The 18,890-nt window shown below is 45.0% G+C and carries 13 protein-coding genes; 12 read left to right on the forward strand and 1 reads right to left on the reverse strand.

Features of this window, described 5'->3' with window-relative positions; genetic code table 11:
- The first annotated feature begins 1,147 nt into the window (after window positions 1–1,147).
- The 4 genes from ACFO4R_RS03290 to ACFO4R_RS03305 all read left to right on the forward strand — a co-directional run bounded on the left by ACFO4R_RS03290 (window position 1,148) and on the right by ACFO4R_RS03305 (window position 6,667).
- The gene (locus ACFO4R_RS03290) at window positions 1,148–1,453 is read left to right on the forward strand and encodes a hypothetical protein (RefSeq protein ID WP_379787583.1); all 306 of its coding nucleotides are present in this window, start codon (window positions 1,148–1,150) and stop codon (window positions 1,451–1,453) included.
- Between the two features lie 135 nt (window positions 1,454–1,588).
- Window positions 1,589–4,237 (forward strand): valine--tRNA ligase, encoded by a 2,649-nt coding sequence (locus tag ACFO4R_RS03295; RefSeq protein WP_379787584.1) that lies wholly within the window; start codon window positions 1,589–1,591, stop codon window positions 4,235–4,237.
- Window positions 4,238–4,520: 283 nt separating this feature from the next.
- Window positions 4,521–5,621, forward strand: coding sequence for a phosphoribosyltransferase domain-containing protein (locus ACFO4R_RS03300; RefSeq protein ID WP_379787585.1), 1,101 nt, complete (start codon window positions 4,521–4,523; stop codon window positions 5,619–5,621).
- Window positions 5,618–6,667, forward strand: coding sequence for a cysteine protease StiP family protein (locus ACFO4R_RS03305; RefSeq protein WP_379787586.1), 1,050 nt, complete (start codon window positions 5,618–5,620; stop codon window positions 6,665–6,667). The genes ACFO4R_RS03300 and ACFO4R_RS03305 overlap by 4 nt, the downstream gene beginning before the upstream one ends.
- A 355-nt stretch (window positions 6,668–7,022) precedes the next feature.
- Here the strand turns inward: ACFO4R_RS03305 and ACFO4R_RS03310 are convergent, their stop codons facing one another.
- Window positions 7,023–7,985 carry an HpcH/HpaI aldolase/citrate lyase family protein gene (locus ACFO4R_RS03310; RefSeq protein ID WP_379787587.1) on the reverse strand — a complete coding sequence of 321 codons (963 nt, stop codon included), beginning with the start codon at window positions 7,983–7,985 and terminating at the stop codon, window positions 7,023–7,025.
- Between the two features lie 491 nt (window positions 7,986–8,476).
- On the opposite strand from ACFO4R_RS03310, the gene ACFO4R_RS03315 reads away from it, so the two are divergent.
- From ACFO4R_RS03315 to ACFO4R_RS03350, 8 genes are all read left to right on the forward strand, one after another.
- On the forward strand, window positions 8,477–9,913 hold the full coding sequence (locus tag ACFO4R_RS03315; protein WP_379787589.1) for a S1C family serine protease: 1,437 nt from the start codon (window positions 8,477–8,479) through the stop codon (window positions 9,911–9,913).
- A 170-nt stretch (window positions 9,914–10,083) separates the two neighbouring features.
- The gene (locus ACFO4R_RS03320) at window positions 10,084–10,674 is read left to right on the forward strand and encodes a rhomboid family intramembrane serine protease (protein WP_379787590.1); all 591 of its coding nucleotides are present in this window, start codon (window positions 10,084–10,086) and stop codon (window positions 10,672–10,674) included.
- 15 nt (window positions 10,675–10,689) lie between these two features.
- Window positions 10,690–12,966 carry a YceG family protein gene (locus ACFO4R_RS03325; protein WP_379787591.1) on the forward strand — a complete coding sequence of 759 codons (2,277 nt, stop codon included), beginning with the start codon at window positions 10,690–10,692 and terminating at the stop codon, window positions 12,964–12,966.
- Window positions 12,967–12,968: 2 nt separating this feature from the next.
- Entirely contained in the window at window positions 12,969–14,111 is a 1,143-nt protein-coding gene (locus ACFO4R_RS03330) for a toxic anion resistance protein (RefSeq protein WP_379787592.1), read from the forward strand.
- 24 nt (window positions 14,112–14,135) lie between these two features.
- Window positions 14,136–14,717 carry a TerD family protein gene (locus ACFO4R_RS03335; RefSeq protein ID WP_379787593.1) on the forward strand — a complete coding sequence of 194 codons (582 nt, stop codon included), beginning with the start codon at window positions 14,136–14,138 and terminating at the stop codon, window positions 14,715–14,717.
- 10 nt (window positions 14,718–14,727) lie between these two features.
- The gene (locus ACFO4R_RS03340; protein ID WP_379787594.1) at window positions 14,728–15,309 is read left to right on the forward strand and encodes a TerD family protein; all 582 of its coding nucleotides are present in this window, start codon (window positions 14,728–14,730) and stop codon (window positions 15,307–15,309) included.
- A 31-nt stretch (window positions 15,310–15,340) separates the two neighbouring features.
- Window positions 15,341–15,928: a TerD family protein gene (locus ACFO4R_RS03345; RefSeq protein WP_379787595.1), complete on the forward strand. Its 588-nt coding sequence runs from the start codon at window positions 15,341–15,343 to the stop codon at window positions 15,926–15,928.
- Window positions 15,929–16,121: 193 nt separating this feature from the next.
- Window positions 16,122–18,818 (forward strand): calcium-translocating P-type ATPase, PMCA-type, encoded by a 2,697-nt coding sequence (locus tag ACFO4R_RS03350; RefSeq protein ID WP_379787596.1) that lies wholly within the window; start codon window positions 16,122–16,124, stop codon window positions 18,816–18,818.
- The last annotated feature ends 72 nt before the right edge of the window (window positions 18,819–18,890 follow it).

The raw sequence follows: 18,890 nt of genomic DNA on the forward strand, positions 1-18,890 counted from the left end.
ACACCTCCTAAAGTCAAATACATAAAAATAAGCATACGAAGACTATATTAAAATTAATTCTACGAAAGATATAAAACTCCTTCAAAAAAATAAAAAACATTTATTTTTTTTGAAAAAAACTATGAAAAAACTATACAGATGATACCGGCAAACAGCTTTGCAAATATTTCTTTCTGTATTTACCCCGAATTATAGAAGTGAAAACAAGTTTTTTATCTTAGAAAATACCGTATCATTCAAAAAAGCAGAATAAGATTAATTTCCTATGAAGGATGAAATTTTTGAAAGTATTGATACTACTGTTCCTTTGAACTATAGATATCAGGAATCTGTACTCAACAGAAAATAACACACATGTTCGTAGTCATAAAGTAGAGATAACCACATTTCTATTGGAGAATAGTATGAGATGATAAACTTTCGAGTTTTGAGAATCCAAAAAAATCGGAAGTTTTCATTTTTGCGACGTTCTCCTTATATTATGAAAACGCCATATAATTCCAAGAATTATAAAAAACTCAATTTTTCCTGGACAAACACATTTCTGAAACCTCTAATTTTAGAGGTTTTCTATGTCTTTTAAAACAAGAGAAAAATCGTTTTGTGTTTTTGTGCGCTACTTCCTTATTATTCGTTCGAGTTCTTGGCATTGAGGATCTGTATTTCACAGGAGATGAAACGAAGGTTCATAGTCGCGGGATCGATATGATAACTCTTCTGTCGGGTAATAGTATCGGGAAGAGAGGGAGAAGAAAAAAACTTTGACTTTGGGGAAGAAATCCCATATAATGGATACATTAACAAGATCAATATAGAGTGTTTTTGCAGTGAAGAAGAGGCTGATACGACGAGTTGACAGGGAGCGATGCTCATCGGACTGGAAGGTGTCGTGAAGGAAGCGTATCGGTGTAGCTTTGGAGCAATTTATCTGAGTTCAGTAAGATAAACGCAGGTCTGCGTTACAGACGTTCAAGTTGCATCGGCATCTCGATGAATTAAGGTGGTACCGCGGAATTAAACCTTCGTCCTTTGTTTGGGGCGGAGTTTTTTTATTTTTACAGAAAAATATTAGATGTGAGGTGTTTTCTATACACTTCAAACAGGCGGAGGTCCGGTCTGATATCTATCATAAAAGGAGGGGAAGAAGATGGAAGATAAGTTCAATGGTAGAGAAGAAGATTTTTTTGAGACGATGATGGAAAAGGCGATGTTTCGAAGTATGTCGCAGCAGGAAGAAATCGAGGAGGAAGAGCTTACAGCTCAGGAAGAAAAGAGTGAGGAACTAAGCGAGCTTCGAGCCTCTCTTGAGGAGGAGGGAATCGAACCGTGTGAGGCTGTCGAAGTTTTGGTGCAGCTCGGAATGATCTCTCCTGCCGATATGGAGTGTTTGGAGAATTACGAGAAGGCGGCGGAGCGCCTTGCACAAAACAGGTTGTTTGCAGAGGAGGAATAAAGTTTATTGCGGAAGCTGCTGTTGTATCCATACAGTGTTCTTTCGATTTTCCGGTGTTATTCCGAAGAGTTGACGGCAGTCTGAATCAATGTAAATTTCAATGTTTCAATATACTATATTTGAAAGGAGAACATAATGGCAAATCTATCAAAAACATATCAGCCCAAGGAGTTTGAAAAGCGGATCTATGAGATGTGGGAGCAGGGAGGTTACTTCAAGGCGCGAAACGATGCGAAGAGGGAGACCTTCACCGTCGTTCTTCCTCCGCCGAACATCACGGGTCAGCTCCATATGGGCCATGCCCTCGATCATACCCTTCAGGATGTGTTGGTCCGTTATAAGAGGATGAGGGGCTACGATACCTTATGGCAGCCGGGGACCGATCACGCGTCCATCGCAACGGAATTAAAGGTCGCCGAGAGGATCAGAGAACAAGAGGGCAAGACCAAGGAAGAACTGGGCAGGGAAGAATTCTTAAAACGAGCTTGGAAATGGAAGGAAGAGTTCGGAGATCGTATTGTCGAGCAGATGAAGAAGCTGGGCGACTCCTGTGATTGGGAGAGAGAACGTTTCACCATGGATGAAGGCTGTAACGAAGCCGTGATCGAATTTTTTATCCGTCTTTACGAAGACGGTTATATCTACCGCGGAAACAGGATCATCAACTGGTGCGTGGACTGTAAGACTTCTCTCTCCGATGCGGAGGTCGAGCATGAAGATAACCACGGACATTTTTGGCACTTCAAGTATATGTTCAAGGACAGCGATGAGTTTTTGGAGGTTGCTACCACGCGTCCCGAGACCATCCTCGGAGATACCGCGGTCGCGGTTCATCCCGATGATGAAAGATACAAGCATCTCGTCGGCAGGACCCTAATCGTTCCCTTTGTAAACCGTGAGATCCCCTTGGTTGCGGATGAATATGTGGAGATGGACTTCGGTACGGGGGTCGTCAAAATCACTCCCGCCCACGATCCCAACGATTTTGAAGTAGGGCTTCGCAACAGTCTTCCTCAGATCATTGTTATGAATGAAGACGGAACGATGAATGCAAGAGCGGGCAAGTATGAAGGAATGACACGTTACGAATGTCGTAAAGCCATCGTCGCGGATCTGGAAGAGGCGGGACTGCTCGTTAAGGTCAAGGAGCACGAACATGCGATAGGACATTGCTATCGTTGTAACAATGTGGTGGAACCGATGTTGTCGAAGCAATGGTTCGTCAAGATGAAGGAGCTTGCGGAGCCGGCTTTGGAAGCGCTTGCAAACAAAGACCTCAATCTTGTTCCGTCCAGATTCGATAAGATCTACAATATGTGGCTGGAAAATATAAGAGATTGGTGTATTTCCAGACAGCTTTGGTGGGGACACAGGATCCCGGCTTACCACTGTAAGGAGTGCGGGGAACTCATCGTCGCAAGAGAGATGCCGGGTTATTGCCACAAGTGCGGTTCCGCGGATATCGTTCAGGATGAGGATGTACTCGATACCTGGTTCTCATCGGCACTTTGGCCCATGAGCACCTTGGGATGGCCCAAGACGACGAGGGAGATGCTCCGCTTCTTCCCGACGAGCACCCTTGTTACGGGCTATGACATCATCTTCTTCTGGGTCATTCGCATGGTGTTTTCTTCTCTTTATTTGATGGGAGAGGTTCCTTTCAAGGATGTCTTTATCCACGGTTTGGTCCGTGATGAACAGGGCAGAAAGATGAGCAAGTCTCTCGGAAACGGGATCGATCCTCTGGAGATTATCGACAATTACGGGGCGGATGCACTTCGTTTCATGCTTTCTCAGTCGAACACACCGGGCAACGATATGCGTTTCTATATGGAAAAGGTGGAGGCTGCCCGGAATTTTGCAAACAAATTGTGGAATGCTTCCAGGTTTATTTTTATGAACCTCGAAGATTATACGCCGACTCTTAAGACGAGGGGAGAGGTGGAACCCCATTTGGAACTGTGCGACAAATGGATCCTTTCCTTGAGCAACAAGGTAACGAAGGAGGTTTCGGATAACCTTGACAAGTATGAGCTCTCTCTTGCAGCGGACAAGATTTATGATTTTACCTGGTCGAACTTCTGCGATTGGTATATCGAGATGGTCAAACCCAGACTCTATGGAGAGGATACGGATGCCAAGGATACGGCGCTCTACACCCTGAAGAAGGTGCTTAAAAAGATCCTCAAGCTCCTCCATCCGTTTATGCCTTTTATCACAGAAGAGATCTACTCCTTCCTTGAGGAAGAAGACAAGCTGATTGTAGCGCAGTGGCCCGTGGAGGAAGAAGGAGATGTATATAAGACGGAGGAAGAACAGATCGAGGTTGTAATGACCGCGATCAAAGCGATTCGAAACACAAGGGCGGAGATGAACGTGCCTCCGTCGAGAAAGGCGAGCCTGCTCGTCGTAACAACGGGAGAGACGAGGGATATTATTGCAGCTGCCGATGTATATCTCAAGACCCTGGCTTCGGTATCCGATATCTCCTTTGTGGAAGAAGGCGAAGTTCCCGAGGATTCCGTACCAGTCGTCATCGATAAGGCAAAACTCTATCTTCCGCTTGAAGAGTTGGTCGATCTCCAAAAAGAGCTGGAGAGATTAAACAAAGAAAAACAGAAACTGGAAGGTGAAATCAAGCGTGCGGAAGGAAAACTGAACAACAAGGGCTTTACCGATAAGGCGCCGGAGGCACTGGTACAGGCGGAGAAGGATAAGAAGGCGAAGTTTGAAGAAATGCTGGCAAATGTGGTGGAAAGCATTGCAAAACTCGAAAAGAAATAAGAGGCAGTGCTGTTATCCGATCGGAATGTCCGGGGGCAGGGAGCCTATCCTCACCGAATGAGTCATGACAGACAAACCGCACGGGAGACCAACACAGTTATCCGACAGAACTATTGTCATATCGATTCCGGGACTGTGGAAATCTGTTTTCTGAGGAGTACAGATCGTCGATATCGATGAGTTAAATGGATAATCGTATAAAACGAAATAGTATGAATAGGTTGAGGCGGCATGGGGATCTTTCTGTGCCGCCTTCCTAAGTATAAAGATGAGGTGAAGATGGATGTATGGAAGAGATGAGATGATTAGGATCGCTAAGAGGGAAAACAATGCAAAGAGGTCCTTTCTCGTGGTCAATCCTCTTCAGGGCAAGCACCTTCCCGTGGAGCCGAGCAGGGCTCTGCTGATGTTCAGCGAGTTGTCAAAGGAGCTGAAGAAGGTTTATGGAGGAGAGAAGCTTCTTGTCATAGGATTTGCGGAAACGGCGACGGCGATTGGAGCGGCTGTGGCGATTGAACTGGACAGTTTCTATATTCAGACGACAAGAGAGGTCGTTGAGGAAGAGGACTGCCTTTTTTTCTCGGAAGAACACAGCCATGCAACGGAACAAAAATTGATAAAAAGCGAGTTGGATTTTCTCGATGGAAAGATCGAGAGGATCCTTTTTGTTGAGGATGAAATCACGACGGGTAAGACAATCCTTAATGCGATCTCAGCACTTCAACGATATGGGAAGAATCTTCGGTTTTCCGCAGCTTCTCTGCTCAATGCAATGGACGAGGAGGCCGTGAAGAACTATGAGAAGCAGGGGATCTCTCTCCACTATCTCTTAAAGGCGGAGCAGGATGCCTATGCAGATGAGATCAGAACTTGTAGTGGAAATGGGGTCTATATTTCCTCTGATACGGAAAAAAAAGAGGTCCGTGAGTTTCGATTGCCTTTCTATCAAAATACGAGAAAGATTGTACAAGGTTCTTCCTATATGAAAGCCTGCGAACGTTTGTGCCGTTACTATGAGGAGAAGGAGGATCTCAGCTCGGTCGAAAGTATTCTGGTGTTAGGGACGGAGGAGTGTATGTATCCCGCCCTGTATTTGGGAAGACATTTGGAGAAGAAGGGATGCAAGGTAAGATGCCATGCCACTACGCGAAGTCCTATTCTGGCATCTTTGGAAGAAGGCTATCCCTTCCACACCAGATATGAACTCCGAAGCCTCTACGATGTCTCAAGGATCACCTATTTGTATAATATCGAATGTTGCGACAAGGTCATTGTTGTGACCGATTCCGATCGTGGAGAACAGGAGGGAGTAAATTCCCTTTGCAATGCGCTTGCCAAGGCGGGAAATGACAATATTACAATAGTGAGGTGGAGTGAAAAGTGAGAAGCACATATCGACGCGAAGATGTAGTGTTGCTTTTGAAAGATATTACGGGTTTGGTGGAGCCTCAATCCACGCAGGAGAGAGAGGCTCTGATCCAGTCGGGTCGCCACTACTGCGAGATGTTGCCTGTGGAGTATGTACCGACTCAAGAGTATATGAGGGTGTATGAAGAAGTGCTGGAAGTTTACGCCGAGCCTGTAGCAAGGGCGGTAGGAAGGTTGAGTGATAAAATCATCGAGAGGAAGGGAAGGACGGTTGTCCTCGTATCGCTTGCGAGGGCGGGGACGCCGATAGGTATCCTTGTCAAACGCTATCTGAAGATGAAGTACAATTTGGAAGTGCCCCATTATTCCATATCGATTATCCGAGGACGGGGCATTGACGAAAATGCAATGAAGTATCTGCTTGAAAGATATGAGGCGAAGGACCTTCTCTTTGTTGACGGATGGATCGGAAAAGGTGCCATCTTAACGGAATTGGAAAAGGCGGTATCGTTCTATGAAGGAGTTTCACTCGATATTGCCGTCGTTGCGGATCCGGCGAATGTAACCGAGCTCTGCGGAACCCATGAGGATATCCTCATCCCCAGTGCCTGCTTGAACTCGACCATCTCCGGCCTTGTCAGTAGAACGTTTCTGAGAGAAGACATCATAGGGAAAAAGGATTTTCATGGAGCGGTGTATTATGAAGAACTGGAAGAGGTCGATCTCTCCTATGACTTTATCGAACGGATCGAGAAGGATTTTTCGTTTGACAATGAGGTTTGTGAGAACAAGGAGGAAGGTAGGGGAATCGATGAGGTAAGAAGACTGGCGAAGATCTTTGACATCGATGACATCAATTTGATCAAGCCCGGCATCGGAGAGACCACGAGGGTCCTTTTGAGAAGGGTCCCGTGGAAGGTATTGATCGATGAGAGATACAAGGACAAGGGGGAACTTAGGCATATTGTTCGCCTCGCGGAGGAAAAGAAGGTGGAGGTCGAATACTGTACCTTGAATCTCTACAAGTGTTGCGGAATCATCAAAAAACTCTCGGACCTGTAGGACACCAGAGATGAAAGGAAGCAGAGGATGTACTCAAAGAGTATACCCTCTGCTTTCTTCTGTCTTATCTTCTACGGATCACAGATCGCTGATATTCGTAGCTTATACTATTTTACAATAGAAGGATGGATATATCTATTTTTTGACTACGAAAAATTGTTCTATCTTCTATTGTTCACAGATTGCTTATATCCGCAACTCAAAAGAATAATAGTATTAAAGGAAGAACAGTATTGGAAGGTTTAGCATCATCGTTCGACTTATCGTCATCATCGAAGTTGATTCAGATGAATAATGCTATTGGAATGTTGAGCCTTGGTTATACCTGTTCGATCTCTTATGTTTCTGTATCTTTCTAGGGTTTTAAGCCGAAGGTTTCGGCGAGAAATATAGTTCGTTGTGCCCAGTTGAAGTGAGTCTTGTATTCGTTCATCCGCTCTCCCGACGAACATCCTGAAACCATAGAGGCGGTATCATCTTCCCACCCCAAAATCAATTTTGCATCTTCAAAGTCCTTTCTGCTCACTCGATGGGACAAGTTTACCACTTCGATCTGATTTGGGTGGATGACGGTTTTTCCGATGAAACCGCAAAGTCTGTCATCTACAAGCTCTTTTTCAAGGCCTTTCTTCCACTCGGTCCCGTTGTAGTACTCCCATACGGGTCCGGAAATCACATAATCGAGACCGTAGACGGTGACGATGTCGGAGAAGATGTTGGCAATCGGACCGATCTGATGGATGGACTCGTTGACATGACGTCGAAAACCGAAGGCATGACAGAGATCATTGCCTCCCACTCTGATATTGAGTACGAGATCTTCAATGAGGTCGAGTTTTTCCTTGAGAGAATACAGGATTTCATAACGAGTCCTGAGATCGATGATGGAAGTACTCTCATATATCGGCATAACATAGATGTTTCTATTACTTGTCGAATTTACTTCTCCTATAGTGCGGATGTAAGTATCCGCATTTTCAAGAGAAAATTTCGGAATAATAAAGCCGGTCACGATCTCGATGCAAAAACCAAGCTCTTGTACGAGCCGTGAAATCTGCTTTGAATCGCGAACCCTGATAAAGATCTTCGGGAGGTAGAAGTTTTCCGCCTGTGCAGCAGAAAAAATTTCTCGGATGGATGAGATCAGCTGTTCCTCCGCCTGATCCACATAATCGTCGTGAATGGTATCCTCCAAACAGAGAGCGAGAGAAAATATCGCATTGAATTTTTGGTTTATAACCGAGGAAATGATCGTTTGGTTATTGGCAGGGCAATAGAGAAGGGCACCTACACTGTAATAAAAGGAAGATTGTTTCATAAGATTCTCTCCAATCGGATCCGGAACATGTCTTGGCAACGAGTTTTACAGGATCGTCGTCTGTTTACGGATCTAATGATAAACATTGGTGTCAAACATTTGTTCGGAACGCATATATAAGAATGCTTCACCCCGCTGTATGACTTGACCTTGCAGGGAAATATCGTGTGAAGATATACAATGTTTCTGTATTGCTTTACCACATACAGAAGGCTTATGAAGGGAGTGCTTTTGGGAAGTAGATTCTTCGTATGAGTATCGTGTGGTCCTGTCTTGAGAGTTATACGAACTTTCTTAGTCGATAAGCACCTTATAAGCAGGTTTATTATAACATAGTGCTGGATAAAATATAAGGGATGTGATAAAATTTCTACATTATAAGGAAAGGATGTTCTGTGTCCTTTCTTGTCAAAATAGCGATATGGAATAACGGATAGTCTGTTTTGTTGCAAGGACGAAAACCGTTGTGATGTGCAGGATGAGGTGGATGGATGAATTCAATAAGATACAGACACAACCCGATGGAGCTTCAATCGATTTCTTCTTTTGTCAATATAAGAGGGAGAGAAAGCAATGGCTCAAAGGATGTTTATTTTGTAAGATCGTTAGGCTCTTATCAGGATTTGATCGCAGATGTGCAGGCGGCAGATGAGCTTCTTGCTCAACAGATGAGGGAGGGAAGGCTTTTATACAAGAGAACGGACAAACTCCCCGTGATTTCTTCCAAGGCTGATATCGAATATTATTCGACCGCCTATGAAGATTGGATTGCGGGGGGAAGGTTGAAGTTGCAGATCCGTGCCATCTTTTCCTATCCTCATCTCCAGGAAAGATTGAGTGATGCTTGCAAAGAAAGTCTTACACAATATCGTGCAATAAAACCCGGGGTGTCTCCTTCCATAGAGAAAAACTATGTGGTAAAGCTCCTCTACCGCTTGGATGTCTTTTTGTCCGATATGGCGTACTCTGGAGAGGACAAGAGGGTAAAGGTCATTACGGCTGAGGTGGATAAGGAGCAGGACTATCTGTTCTTCCATCTTTTGACCCTGATGGGGATGGATGTTCTGCTCATTCAAAGCGGTCGAGATGTCCCGGTGCACAAACATCTTTTGGAGTTGTCAGGAAGCTTTGTTTGCGGAGAATTTAAGAGGGTCGAACTTCCGCCGTTTCAAGAAAGAGCGGAGGATGCTCCGATACAAAGAGAAGATGCTCCGATGGTGGAACAGGTCATGTCGCGACCTACCGTCTACCTACCTCCGAGAAAGGATAGAAAGACGAGGCAGACGGTAACGGCGGGAGTGTTGTCACAAGCATCCTCCGGAGTACAGGTGGAAAAGTCTAGGACGGAAAAGAGTTTTGAAGATTTGGCAAGCCTTGCCTCTTCTGTTGTGATGATCGATGTCTGCGACAAAACAGGAGAGGTAATTTCCACAGGTTCGGGAATTATGGTGGCAAGAGGAGGCTATATTCTTACAAACAACCATGTCATTAACAAGGGATATTTTTATGCCGTCAATATAGAGGGCGATGAAAAGATTTATAAGACCGATGAGGTCATCAAGTACAACACTTCCCTGGATCTCGCTTTGATACGCATCGACAGACAGCTTTCTCCTCTTGTCGTCTACAAGGGGAAGGAGAAGTTGGTTCGAGGGCAGAAGGTTGTGGCCATAGGAAGTCCCCTAGGTTTGTTTAACAGCGTATCCGATGGGATCATATCGGGATTTCGCGTGATCGACGGAGTGGATATGATCCAGTTCACCGCTCCGATCTCTCACGGGAGTTCGGGAGGGGCTGTTTTGAATATGTACGGTGAGGTAATCGGGATCAGTACGGCCGGGATCGACAGCGGTCAGAACCTCAACCTGGCCATGGGCTATGAAGGGATCAATCTCTTTATCCGAGGTTTTGTCGGATCGAACATGTAATCCTAACTGCAATGAAGGCTCGTCCGCCTTCCTCACATCGCTTTTCTATCGGATTGAATCAAGAGTTTGGAACAAAGAGGGTATAGTGTTTACAAGCTTGTAATCATTTGCAATGAAGAAACGAATGTGATATAATTTATGCAAAAGACATATGATAGGAGATTTCAGTTATGAACAGCGGTAGAACCAAAATGAAGGTAGACTTCAATTCGCCTGTGATTCTCGGATTTACGGCTCTATGCACCCTTGCGCTCATACTCCAAGCGTTTACCGGGGGATGGACGACCGATATGTTTTTCAGCGTATACAGATCTTCTCTTTTCAGTCCTTTTACCTATATTCGCTTTCTCGGTCATATCTTCGGTCATGCCGATTGGAGTCACTATATCGGCAATATGATGCTGATATTGATTATAGGACCTTTGTTGGAGGAGAAGTACGGAACATACAACATTGCCGTTGTCATCTTTATTACCGCTTTGATAACCGGATTGGTCAACTACATCCTGTTCCCGAGGGTGCAGTTATTGGGTGCGAGCGGGGTGGTGTTCGCATTTATTTTGTTGTCCTCGTTTACACGCATAAGAGAGGGAAAAATCCCCCTTACTTTTATTCTTGTGGGAGTGATCTATCTGGGACAACAGGTCTTGGAAGGAATCCTTATTCAGGACAATATCTCCAATATCACTCATATTGTCGGCGGAATGACGGGGGCGTATCTGGGATACGTCATGAATATAAGAGGGAAGAACCCTTACTGAAGGTGAGAGAACGCTATGTTTGAACATCAAAGCATTACACAACTTCATGATTTTTTTGTAAATTTGAATGACAGACAGCCCAAGGGAGTCTATTTTTATCGCATCAACGGTTATAATGAAGAGGTTGCTCGATTCATTCGTCGTTACTATGAGAATGCCGCAAGAAGGGGCGTTATTATTGAAGGGAAGATCCCCAATCCTGATGAGAAGAACCTTTCTTACTACAAAGAGATCATGGGTATGAGGTTTCAGCCGGATATTGATTTCATATCCGAAAGCCTTAAAAAATGGTTGCCGAGGATGAACGACTATCAGAGGAAGAGTGTGGCAACTTCGATGTATCATACCTTACAAGGACTTAAACTTGCGGGCAAAAACGATAATATGATCAAGAATGCCTATGTTAAGTTTATGTGTTGGCTCTACTATAAATTTGAAAGGATCGTCAGTCAATTGGGAACCGAGGAGGTTCCTAAGATCTTGTATGAAGGGGAGATAAGTAGCTACGAGCTTCTGTTGATTTCCATTCTCTCCGGCGCGGGTTGTGATGTGGTACTTTTGCAATATCGTGGAGATGAGGGCTACCTCAAGTCCGATCCCGCTTCTGCAATGTCCCGGCTCCTATCTCTTACAGAAATGAAGCCGTTTCCTCCTTATTTTGATCTACGTTATATTAGGAAGACGATACAGGAAGAGCTTAATATGGAGAGGTTGTACGGCAGGAGACCTCAATATACCAATTGTACCAATGCATGGATGGAAGGAAAGCCTCTGGAAGACTTCAAGAAGCCTCCTTCCCTGAGAGGCGATAAGGAAGGCTTTTACTATAATGGTTATTGCAGGATCAGAGGAGTCGAGGACAAGTTGACCTATGTCAATGACCTCTACCGCTTTTATCTGGAACTGAAAAATGAAGAGCGCCTGATCGCTGTGGCAAGTGAGAAGATTGAAGTGCCGACTATGCAAGAGATTTCTTCAATCAGGAGAAGAAACTACTCTTCTTTGGAACAGATGTTGGCAGATCTGTCGAGCAACCTTCAATACAGTGCCAATCCCGAACTTGAGAGGATCATGGTCAAGGCCTTTGTCGATGTGCTTTTTGCCGAGTCGAAGCAGGAAGATAAGAATATCAACAAATTGACAAACAAGGCCGTCTACCTTCTGTGCTGGCTCAAACGTTATCAGGAATCTCTGTTTTCCAACTGGAAGTTGCCACAGATCGGAGTATTTATCTATATGGGAGGTTGTAACAACGAGAATGAGGCCCTCTTTATGAGGTTTTTGTCAAGGCTCCCCGTTGATGTGTTGATCCTGCAACCGAACTTGAATCGTACCTGCCAACTGGAAGATGAGTTGTTGTATGAGGTCAACCATCCCGTTTCGATGGGTGTGACGAGTTTTCCCACAGAACATTCCGAGGTTCAGGTGGGAACGGCAGCCTATCATGCCGAACGGGAACTCGATACTCTGTTGTATCAGGATTCCGGGATCTTTCGAGATCATCAGTACACCAAGGCCAACAGTGTCAACCTTCAGACGATGTATGAGGAAATCAAGATCTTATGGAAGGAAGAATTGAAGTATCGACCGAACTTCAGTGTGGTCGATGACATCGTCAATCTTCCCGTTATCTTCTCGAAAGTGGCCGGGGTCAAAGATGGAGATGTACGGCAGTATTGGGCTTCGATCAAAGAACTGCTTACAGAAGATACCCTTGTGGTGCGAAGAGGATCTTACATTGATGCATTGAAACCGAATCCGATGAAGGCACATTCGGTGGATTTTTGGAAGTACAATCGATTGCAAAAGTCAAAAATTAAAGCGGATCCCAACTATCCCTACGGTATGCTGAGGGAGGATGTTCAGGAGCATATTCTGGATAAACTGCAACTGTTGATTGAGAGCAAGGTCATAAAAGGGACTTTTGAGAACGGTATGGAATACAAGATCATCGCAACCATTCTCAACTTAGATAAAGAGGTGGTGAGGATGATCCAGCGTTTTGATTTCACAAAAATCAATCCCAAGCTGATTTATTTCAACACGGGAGAGGAGCTGATCACAATGGAAGATTCGATTTTTGTCGCTTTTTTAAACTTAGTCGGCTTTGATGTGGTTTTTTTCGTTCCCACCGGGTATCAAAGTATAGAAGGACATTTTAACAAGAAGATCATGGAAGAACATCAGATCGGCACCTATGTATACGACTTGGAAGTGCCTGATTTGAAAACCGTATCGACACCTTCACGACCCAGAAGTTGGCGTGACAGGCTGTTCGGGAGAGGAGTATAGTTATGGGTCTGGATTTTAAGAAGGGGGCACCTTCACCGATGACGCAGGTGCAGCCTAAGGAAGAAGTCACAGAGGTAACACAGTACGACATTGTCGAAGATCGTCAGAAGATGAATGTGGAGTTGGTCAATTCGGCGGAGGTTGATGCCCTCGTCAGTACCATCGAGGTACACAATCTTGATACCATCGTTTCCTTCGGTGCCGAAGTTGCCGAGGAGGTATCAAAGGCCTCCGACATTGTGCTTAGAAGTATGAATATGTCACAGATCGATGATTCCGGAGCCTTACTCAATACGCTTGCCAAGATTATGGATAAGTTCGATATCGATGAGATCAAGGAAAATCCGGGCTTATTGGGTAAGTTGTTCGGAAATTTGAGAAGACAACTCGACAGGATCTTGGAGAAGTACAATACCATGGGTGATGAGGTCGATAAGATCTATGTGCAGCTTAAGCAGTATGAAGGGGAGATCAGACAGTCGAATCGAAAGCTAAATCAGATGTTCGAGGCCAATGTTGCCTACTATCGAGATCTCGTAAAATATATTTTAGCAGGAGAGCAGGGATGCAAGGAGCTTGAAGAGTACATCGCTCAAAGGGAAGCGGAACTTGCCTCCACGGGCGACAACTCGATTCAATTTGAACTTACTACTTTGAACCAGGCACTGATGATGCTGGAGCAGAGGACGCAGGATCTTAGGATCGCTGAAAATATAGCAATGCAGTCTATTCCGATGATAAAGACGATGGAGTTTACCAATATGAACCTTGTTCGAAAGATCAACTCCGCCTTCATCATAACCTTGCCGGTATTCAAGCAGGCGCTAGCTCAGGCGATCATGTTGAAGCGTCAGAGAATCCAAGCGGAGGCGATGTCGGCCCTGGATGAAAAAACTAATGAAATGCTTATCAGAAACGCTCAGAATACGGTGGAACAGTCTAAGATGGCGGCAAGGCTCGCATCGGGAAGTTCCATTCAGATCGAAACGTTGGAAACAACTTGGAAAACGATTGTGAACGGTATTGACGAGACCAAACAGATCCAAGAGAATGCTCGAAGAAAGCGTATTGAAGATCAGGCGAAACTCGAACATATCAAGCAGGAGTTTGACAAGATGTATCATATAGGGAATAAGACAAACTAAATACTTTTAAGGAGGTAACAAGAAATGCCTATTAATTTATCAAAGGGTCAAAAGGTAGACTTAACAAAGGGAAATCCGGGCCTAAAAAACATTATGGTCGGCTTGGGATGGGATGTCAATGCCTTCGATTCCGGAGCGGCTTTCGACTTGGATGCTGCTGCCTTCATGTGCGGTGCAAACGGCAAATGCCCTACAGATCAAGATTTCATCTTCTACGGAAACCTTGAGCATTCAAGTACATCGGTCAAACACATGGGGGATAACCTAACGGGAGAAGGAGAAGGTGATGACGAGCAGATCCAAATCAATTTGGCAAACATTCCTGCAAATATTGAGAAGATAGCATTTACCGTTACCATCTATGATGCGGAAACCAGGAAACAAAACTTCGGACAGGTATCGAATGCCTTTATTCGAATTGTAGATGAGGCAACAAACACAGAGTTGATCCGTTACGACTTGGGAGAAGATTTCTCGATCGAGACCGCCGTCGTAGTCGGAGAATTGTACAGAAATAACGGAGAGTGGAAGTTTAATGCGATCGGAAGCGGATTCCAAGGCGGATTGAGAGCACTCTGCGGTCACTATGGAATTGATGTAGCATAAGGAGGATAATATGCCGGTTAGTTTGAAAAAAGGTCAGAAAGTAAGTATCACAAAGGACAATCCCGGATTGTCCAAGGTCGTAGTAGGCTTGGGATGGGATGTCAATGCCTTCGATACAGGAGGCAGCTTTGACTTGGATACATCCGCGTTTTTGTTGACGGATGCAGGTAAGGTATCCAAGCCGGAGGACTTTGTTTATTTTGGCAACCTCAACCACCCTTCCGGAAGTGTTCAACATATGGGAGATAACCTGACAGGAGCCGGAGACGGAGACGATGAGCAGATCAAGATCAATCTTTCCGGAATCCCTGCCGAGATCACAAAGATCGCATTTACCGTTACCATCTATGAGGCGGAGACAAGAAATCAAAACTTCGGACAGGTCAGCAATGCCTTCATTCGTATTTACAATGAAGAAACCGGAGAAGAGATCCTTCGCTACGACTTGGGAGAAGATTTCTCCATCGAGACGGCGGCTGTATTCGGAGAACTCTATAAGAACAACGGAGAATGGAAGTTCAACGCAATCGGAAGCGGTTACCAAGGCGGTCTTGCAGCATTGTGCGGAAGCTACGGCATCGATGTTGAGTAGTCGAAAATAAAACAGGAAAGTAGGAGATACTATGTCAATCAGTCTGCAAAAAGGGCAAAAAGTAAGTTTATCCAAAGAGAATGCCGGACTTTCGAAAGTGGTCGTAGGTTTGGGTTGGGATGAAGTCGAACAAAAAAGAGGATTCTTTTCCGCAAAACCGGCAGCAATCGATTGCGATGCTTCCGCCATCCTTCTTCAAGGAGGAAAACTTTGCGATAAAAAAGACTTGGTCTATTTTGGAAATCTGCAACACCCGACAGGAACGGTAAAGCATATGGGGGATAACCTGACCGGAGCGGGAGAAGGAGATGACGAGCAGATCATCGTCGATTTGGCTTCAATACCTGCACAGTACGATAGAGTTGTTATCGTTGCAAACATCTATCAAGCGGTGCAGAGAAACCAACACTTCGGCTTGATCCGAAATGCCTTCATCCGCCTTGTGGACGAAAGGACCGACACGGAGATGTGTAGATATAACTTGACGGACGATTATTCCGGGATGAGTGCTATCATTTTTGGAGAAATCTACAGACACAATGGAGAGTGGAAGTTCAATGCCATGGGACAGGGAACGACGGATCCCGGACTTGGAGAACTTGCAAACCGATATGTATAATTAAGGAACGTAAACTACAGGGAGAGAAACTGTACAGTTTCTCTCTTGCTTTATTAGAACTGCTGTGCGTTGGAGTTGTTGTCAATAGGAACTGTATGCTTGAGCTGTTATTGCTCTATACAGAGGTTGAAACCTATCGAAAGGGAATACAACAGACAGTAGTATGAATTTGAAAAGGGGAAGTAAAAAATTTATGAAATATAAAGGATTATCCAATAAGGAAGTGGAACTCTCCAGGCAACAGCACGGATCGAATGCTATTCCCGATTCCGAGCCTACCACGTTTTGGGACGAGTTTAAGGAAACATTTAAGGATCCTATGATTCGGATCTTGCTTGCGATTGCATTGTTGATGATTGTAATGTTTTTCTTCGGTTATGCAGAGATCTATGAGCCTTTGGGAACGATTATTGCGGTCATCATCGTAGCGATCGTATCGGCAAAAACCGGAGTTGCAAGCGATACAAAGTACAGGGAACTCAAGGACAGTACCGAAAAAGACAAGTGTAAGGCCATACGGGAAGGCGTTGTGACCGTGATCGATGTCGATGATGTCGTTGTTGGAGATAAGCTTCTATTGCAGTCGGGGGATAAGATTCCCGCGGACGGAGTCTTGGTCGGCGGCTCTCTGCGTGTAGACAACTCCGCTCTGAACGGAGAGGCGGAAGAGTGTAAGAAGACGGAGGCTGATGAAAGTTTTGAACTTGCAGACGATATTACGGGAGACACCTTTGTCGACCGTCACTCTCTGTTTAGAGGAGCGGTTGTTTTTGACGGAGAAGGTATTTTGGATGTGCGTAAGGTCGGACTGAGCACGATGATGGGAAAGATGGCGGAAGAGATGCAGGAAGAGGAGATTGATTCTCCTTTGAAGGTAAAACTCGGAAAACTCGCACATCAGATATCGACTTTCGGATATATTGCGGCAATTGTGATCGCGATCTTGTATATGGCACACTTCATCGTTGTAGCCGGAGGCGTTTCCGCCTACTTCTCAATGGGGATCGAAAAACTTGTGAAAGACGTTGTAGAGGCGGTATCGCTTGCTATTGTCATCATCGTATGTGCGGTACCGGAAGGACTTCCTCTGATGATCTCTCTGGTTTTGATGCAAAATACCAGCAAGATGCTCGCGCACAACGTCTTGGTGCGAAAGGCGGAAGGAATCGAAACTGCAGGTTCGATCAACATCCTGTTCAGTGATAAAACAGGTACGATCACCAAAGGACAACTTGAGGTTGTGGATTTCTTCCTCGGAGACGGAAGCTCAATTGAGATCCCGCACTTGGCTCAACATAAAGATATCAATGAACTTCTTGAACTTGCAATCGGCAAAAACACGCAATCCATGTTTGATTCCTCTCACAGGGTCATCGGAGGAAATGCAACCGATCAAGCCCTTATGAAGTTCCTCGGTGAAGAGAGTTTTAAACGTTTGGATGAAGACAGAACCCATCAGATTACAGCACAGCAGGGATTTAACTCGGCGAATAAATTCAGTCAGGTAAGGATCGATTCTTTGGGCAAGACTTTCTACAAGGGGGCTCCTGAGCGTCTTCTTGCGGGAGCGACGAAGTATGTTGCACAAAACGGAGAGATAAAACCGATCGACAAAGCGGCCCTCGACAAGAAGATTGACGAGTTGGCGACCAAGGCGATGAGGGTGTTGGCCTTCGGTTATTCTAAGCAGGATCTTGTCGAAAATACCATTAACGAAGATGTTGTAATCATAGGTTTGGTAGGGATCCGAGATGATGTTCGACCTGAGGCGAAAGAAGCGATTCACGCCGTTCAACATGCGGGAATCCAAGTCGTTATGATTACCGGAGACAGGCTTGAAACGGCGATTGCCATTGCGAAGGATGCAGGCTTGTTGCAAAATGAGAAGGATATGGCGATCTCGTCGGCACAACTCAATGAGATGAGCGACGATGAGGTCAAACGCATCATTCCATCCATTCGGGTTATCGCCAGAGCTCTTCCCACGGATAAATCGAGGATGGTAAGACTCTGTCAGGAGATGAACCTCGTTGTAGGGATGACCGGGGACGGGGTAAACGATTCTCCGGCGTTAAAGAGAGCGGATGTCGGCTTTGCCATGGGTAGCGGAACGGAAGCGGCAAAAGAAGCGGGAGAGATTGTTATTCTGGATGACAACTTCAAATCGATCAAGGATGCGATCTGGTATGGAAGAACAATTTATCATAACATATTGAAATTCTGTAAATTTCAGTTGGTGATTAATGTGACTGCAGTTGTCGTAAGTGCGATTGCACCGTTCTTCGGCATCGAAGAACCCCTTAAGGTCACCCACTTGTTATTTGTCAACCTTGTAATGGACGGATTGGCCGCTATTATGCTCGGCAATGAACCGGCACTTGAAAAATATATGTATGAAAAACCCAGAAGACGTGATGAGAATATCGTGAGCAGGGAGATGATGGCACAGATCCTGATTATGGGTGCGTGGTTGACGCTCCTCAGTTTCCTCTATCTCAAACTTCCCTTCTTCCAAAACTTCTTTGAAACTCCCGAGCAGCATCTTACGGGATACTTTGTACTCTTCATTGTGAGTGCATTGTTTAACGGTTTCAACGTAAGGGATGATGCCTTCGGTATCTTTAAAGGCTTGGATGAGAATACGGGCTTTTTGAGAGTGTTCTTTATTATCATACTGGTTCAGGCGGCAATCGTCAATGCACCGCTTATTCCTCTTGAGATATTCAAGTGGATAGGAAATATGTTCAGCTGTGTACCGTTCGGGCTCCAAGGTTGGATCGTCATTATACTTTTGTCTATGACGATGATTCCCGTCGATATGGTGCGAAAACTCTTTTTGACGAGAGAGACCAAGGGGGTTGTCGAAGGACAGGTGGAGCGAGCGGTATAAAATTTTTATCCGATAAAAATTCTGCATTTACAGAGAAATATCATCGTAAAGAAGTACTCGGTTGGTTGTAGA

Origin of the sequence: Filifactor villosus (assembly GCF_042652965.1) — a bacterium.
GTDB classification, from domain to species: domain Bacteria; phylum Bacillota; class Clostridia; order Peptostreptococcales; family Filifactoraceae; genus Filifactor; species Filifactor villosus.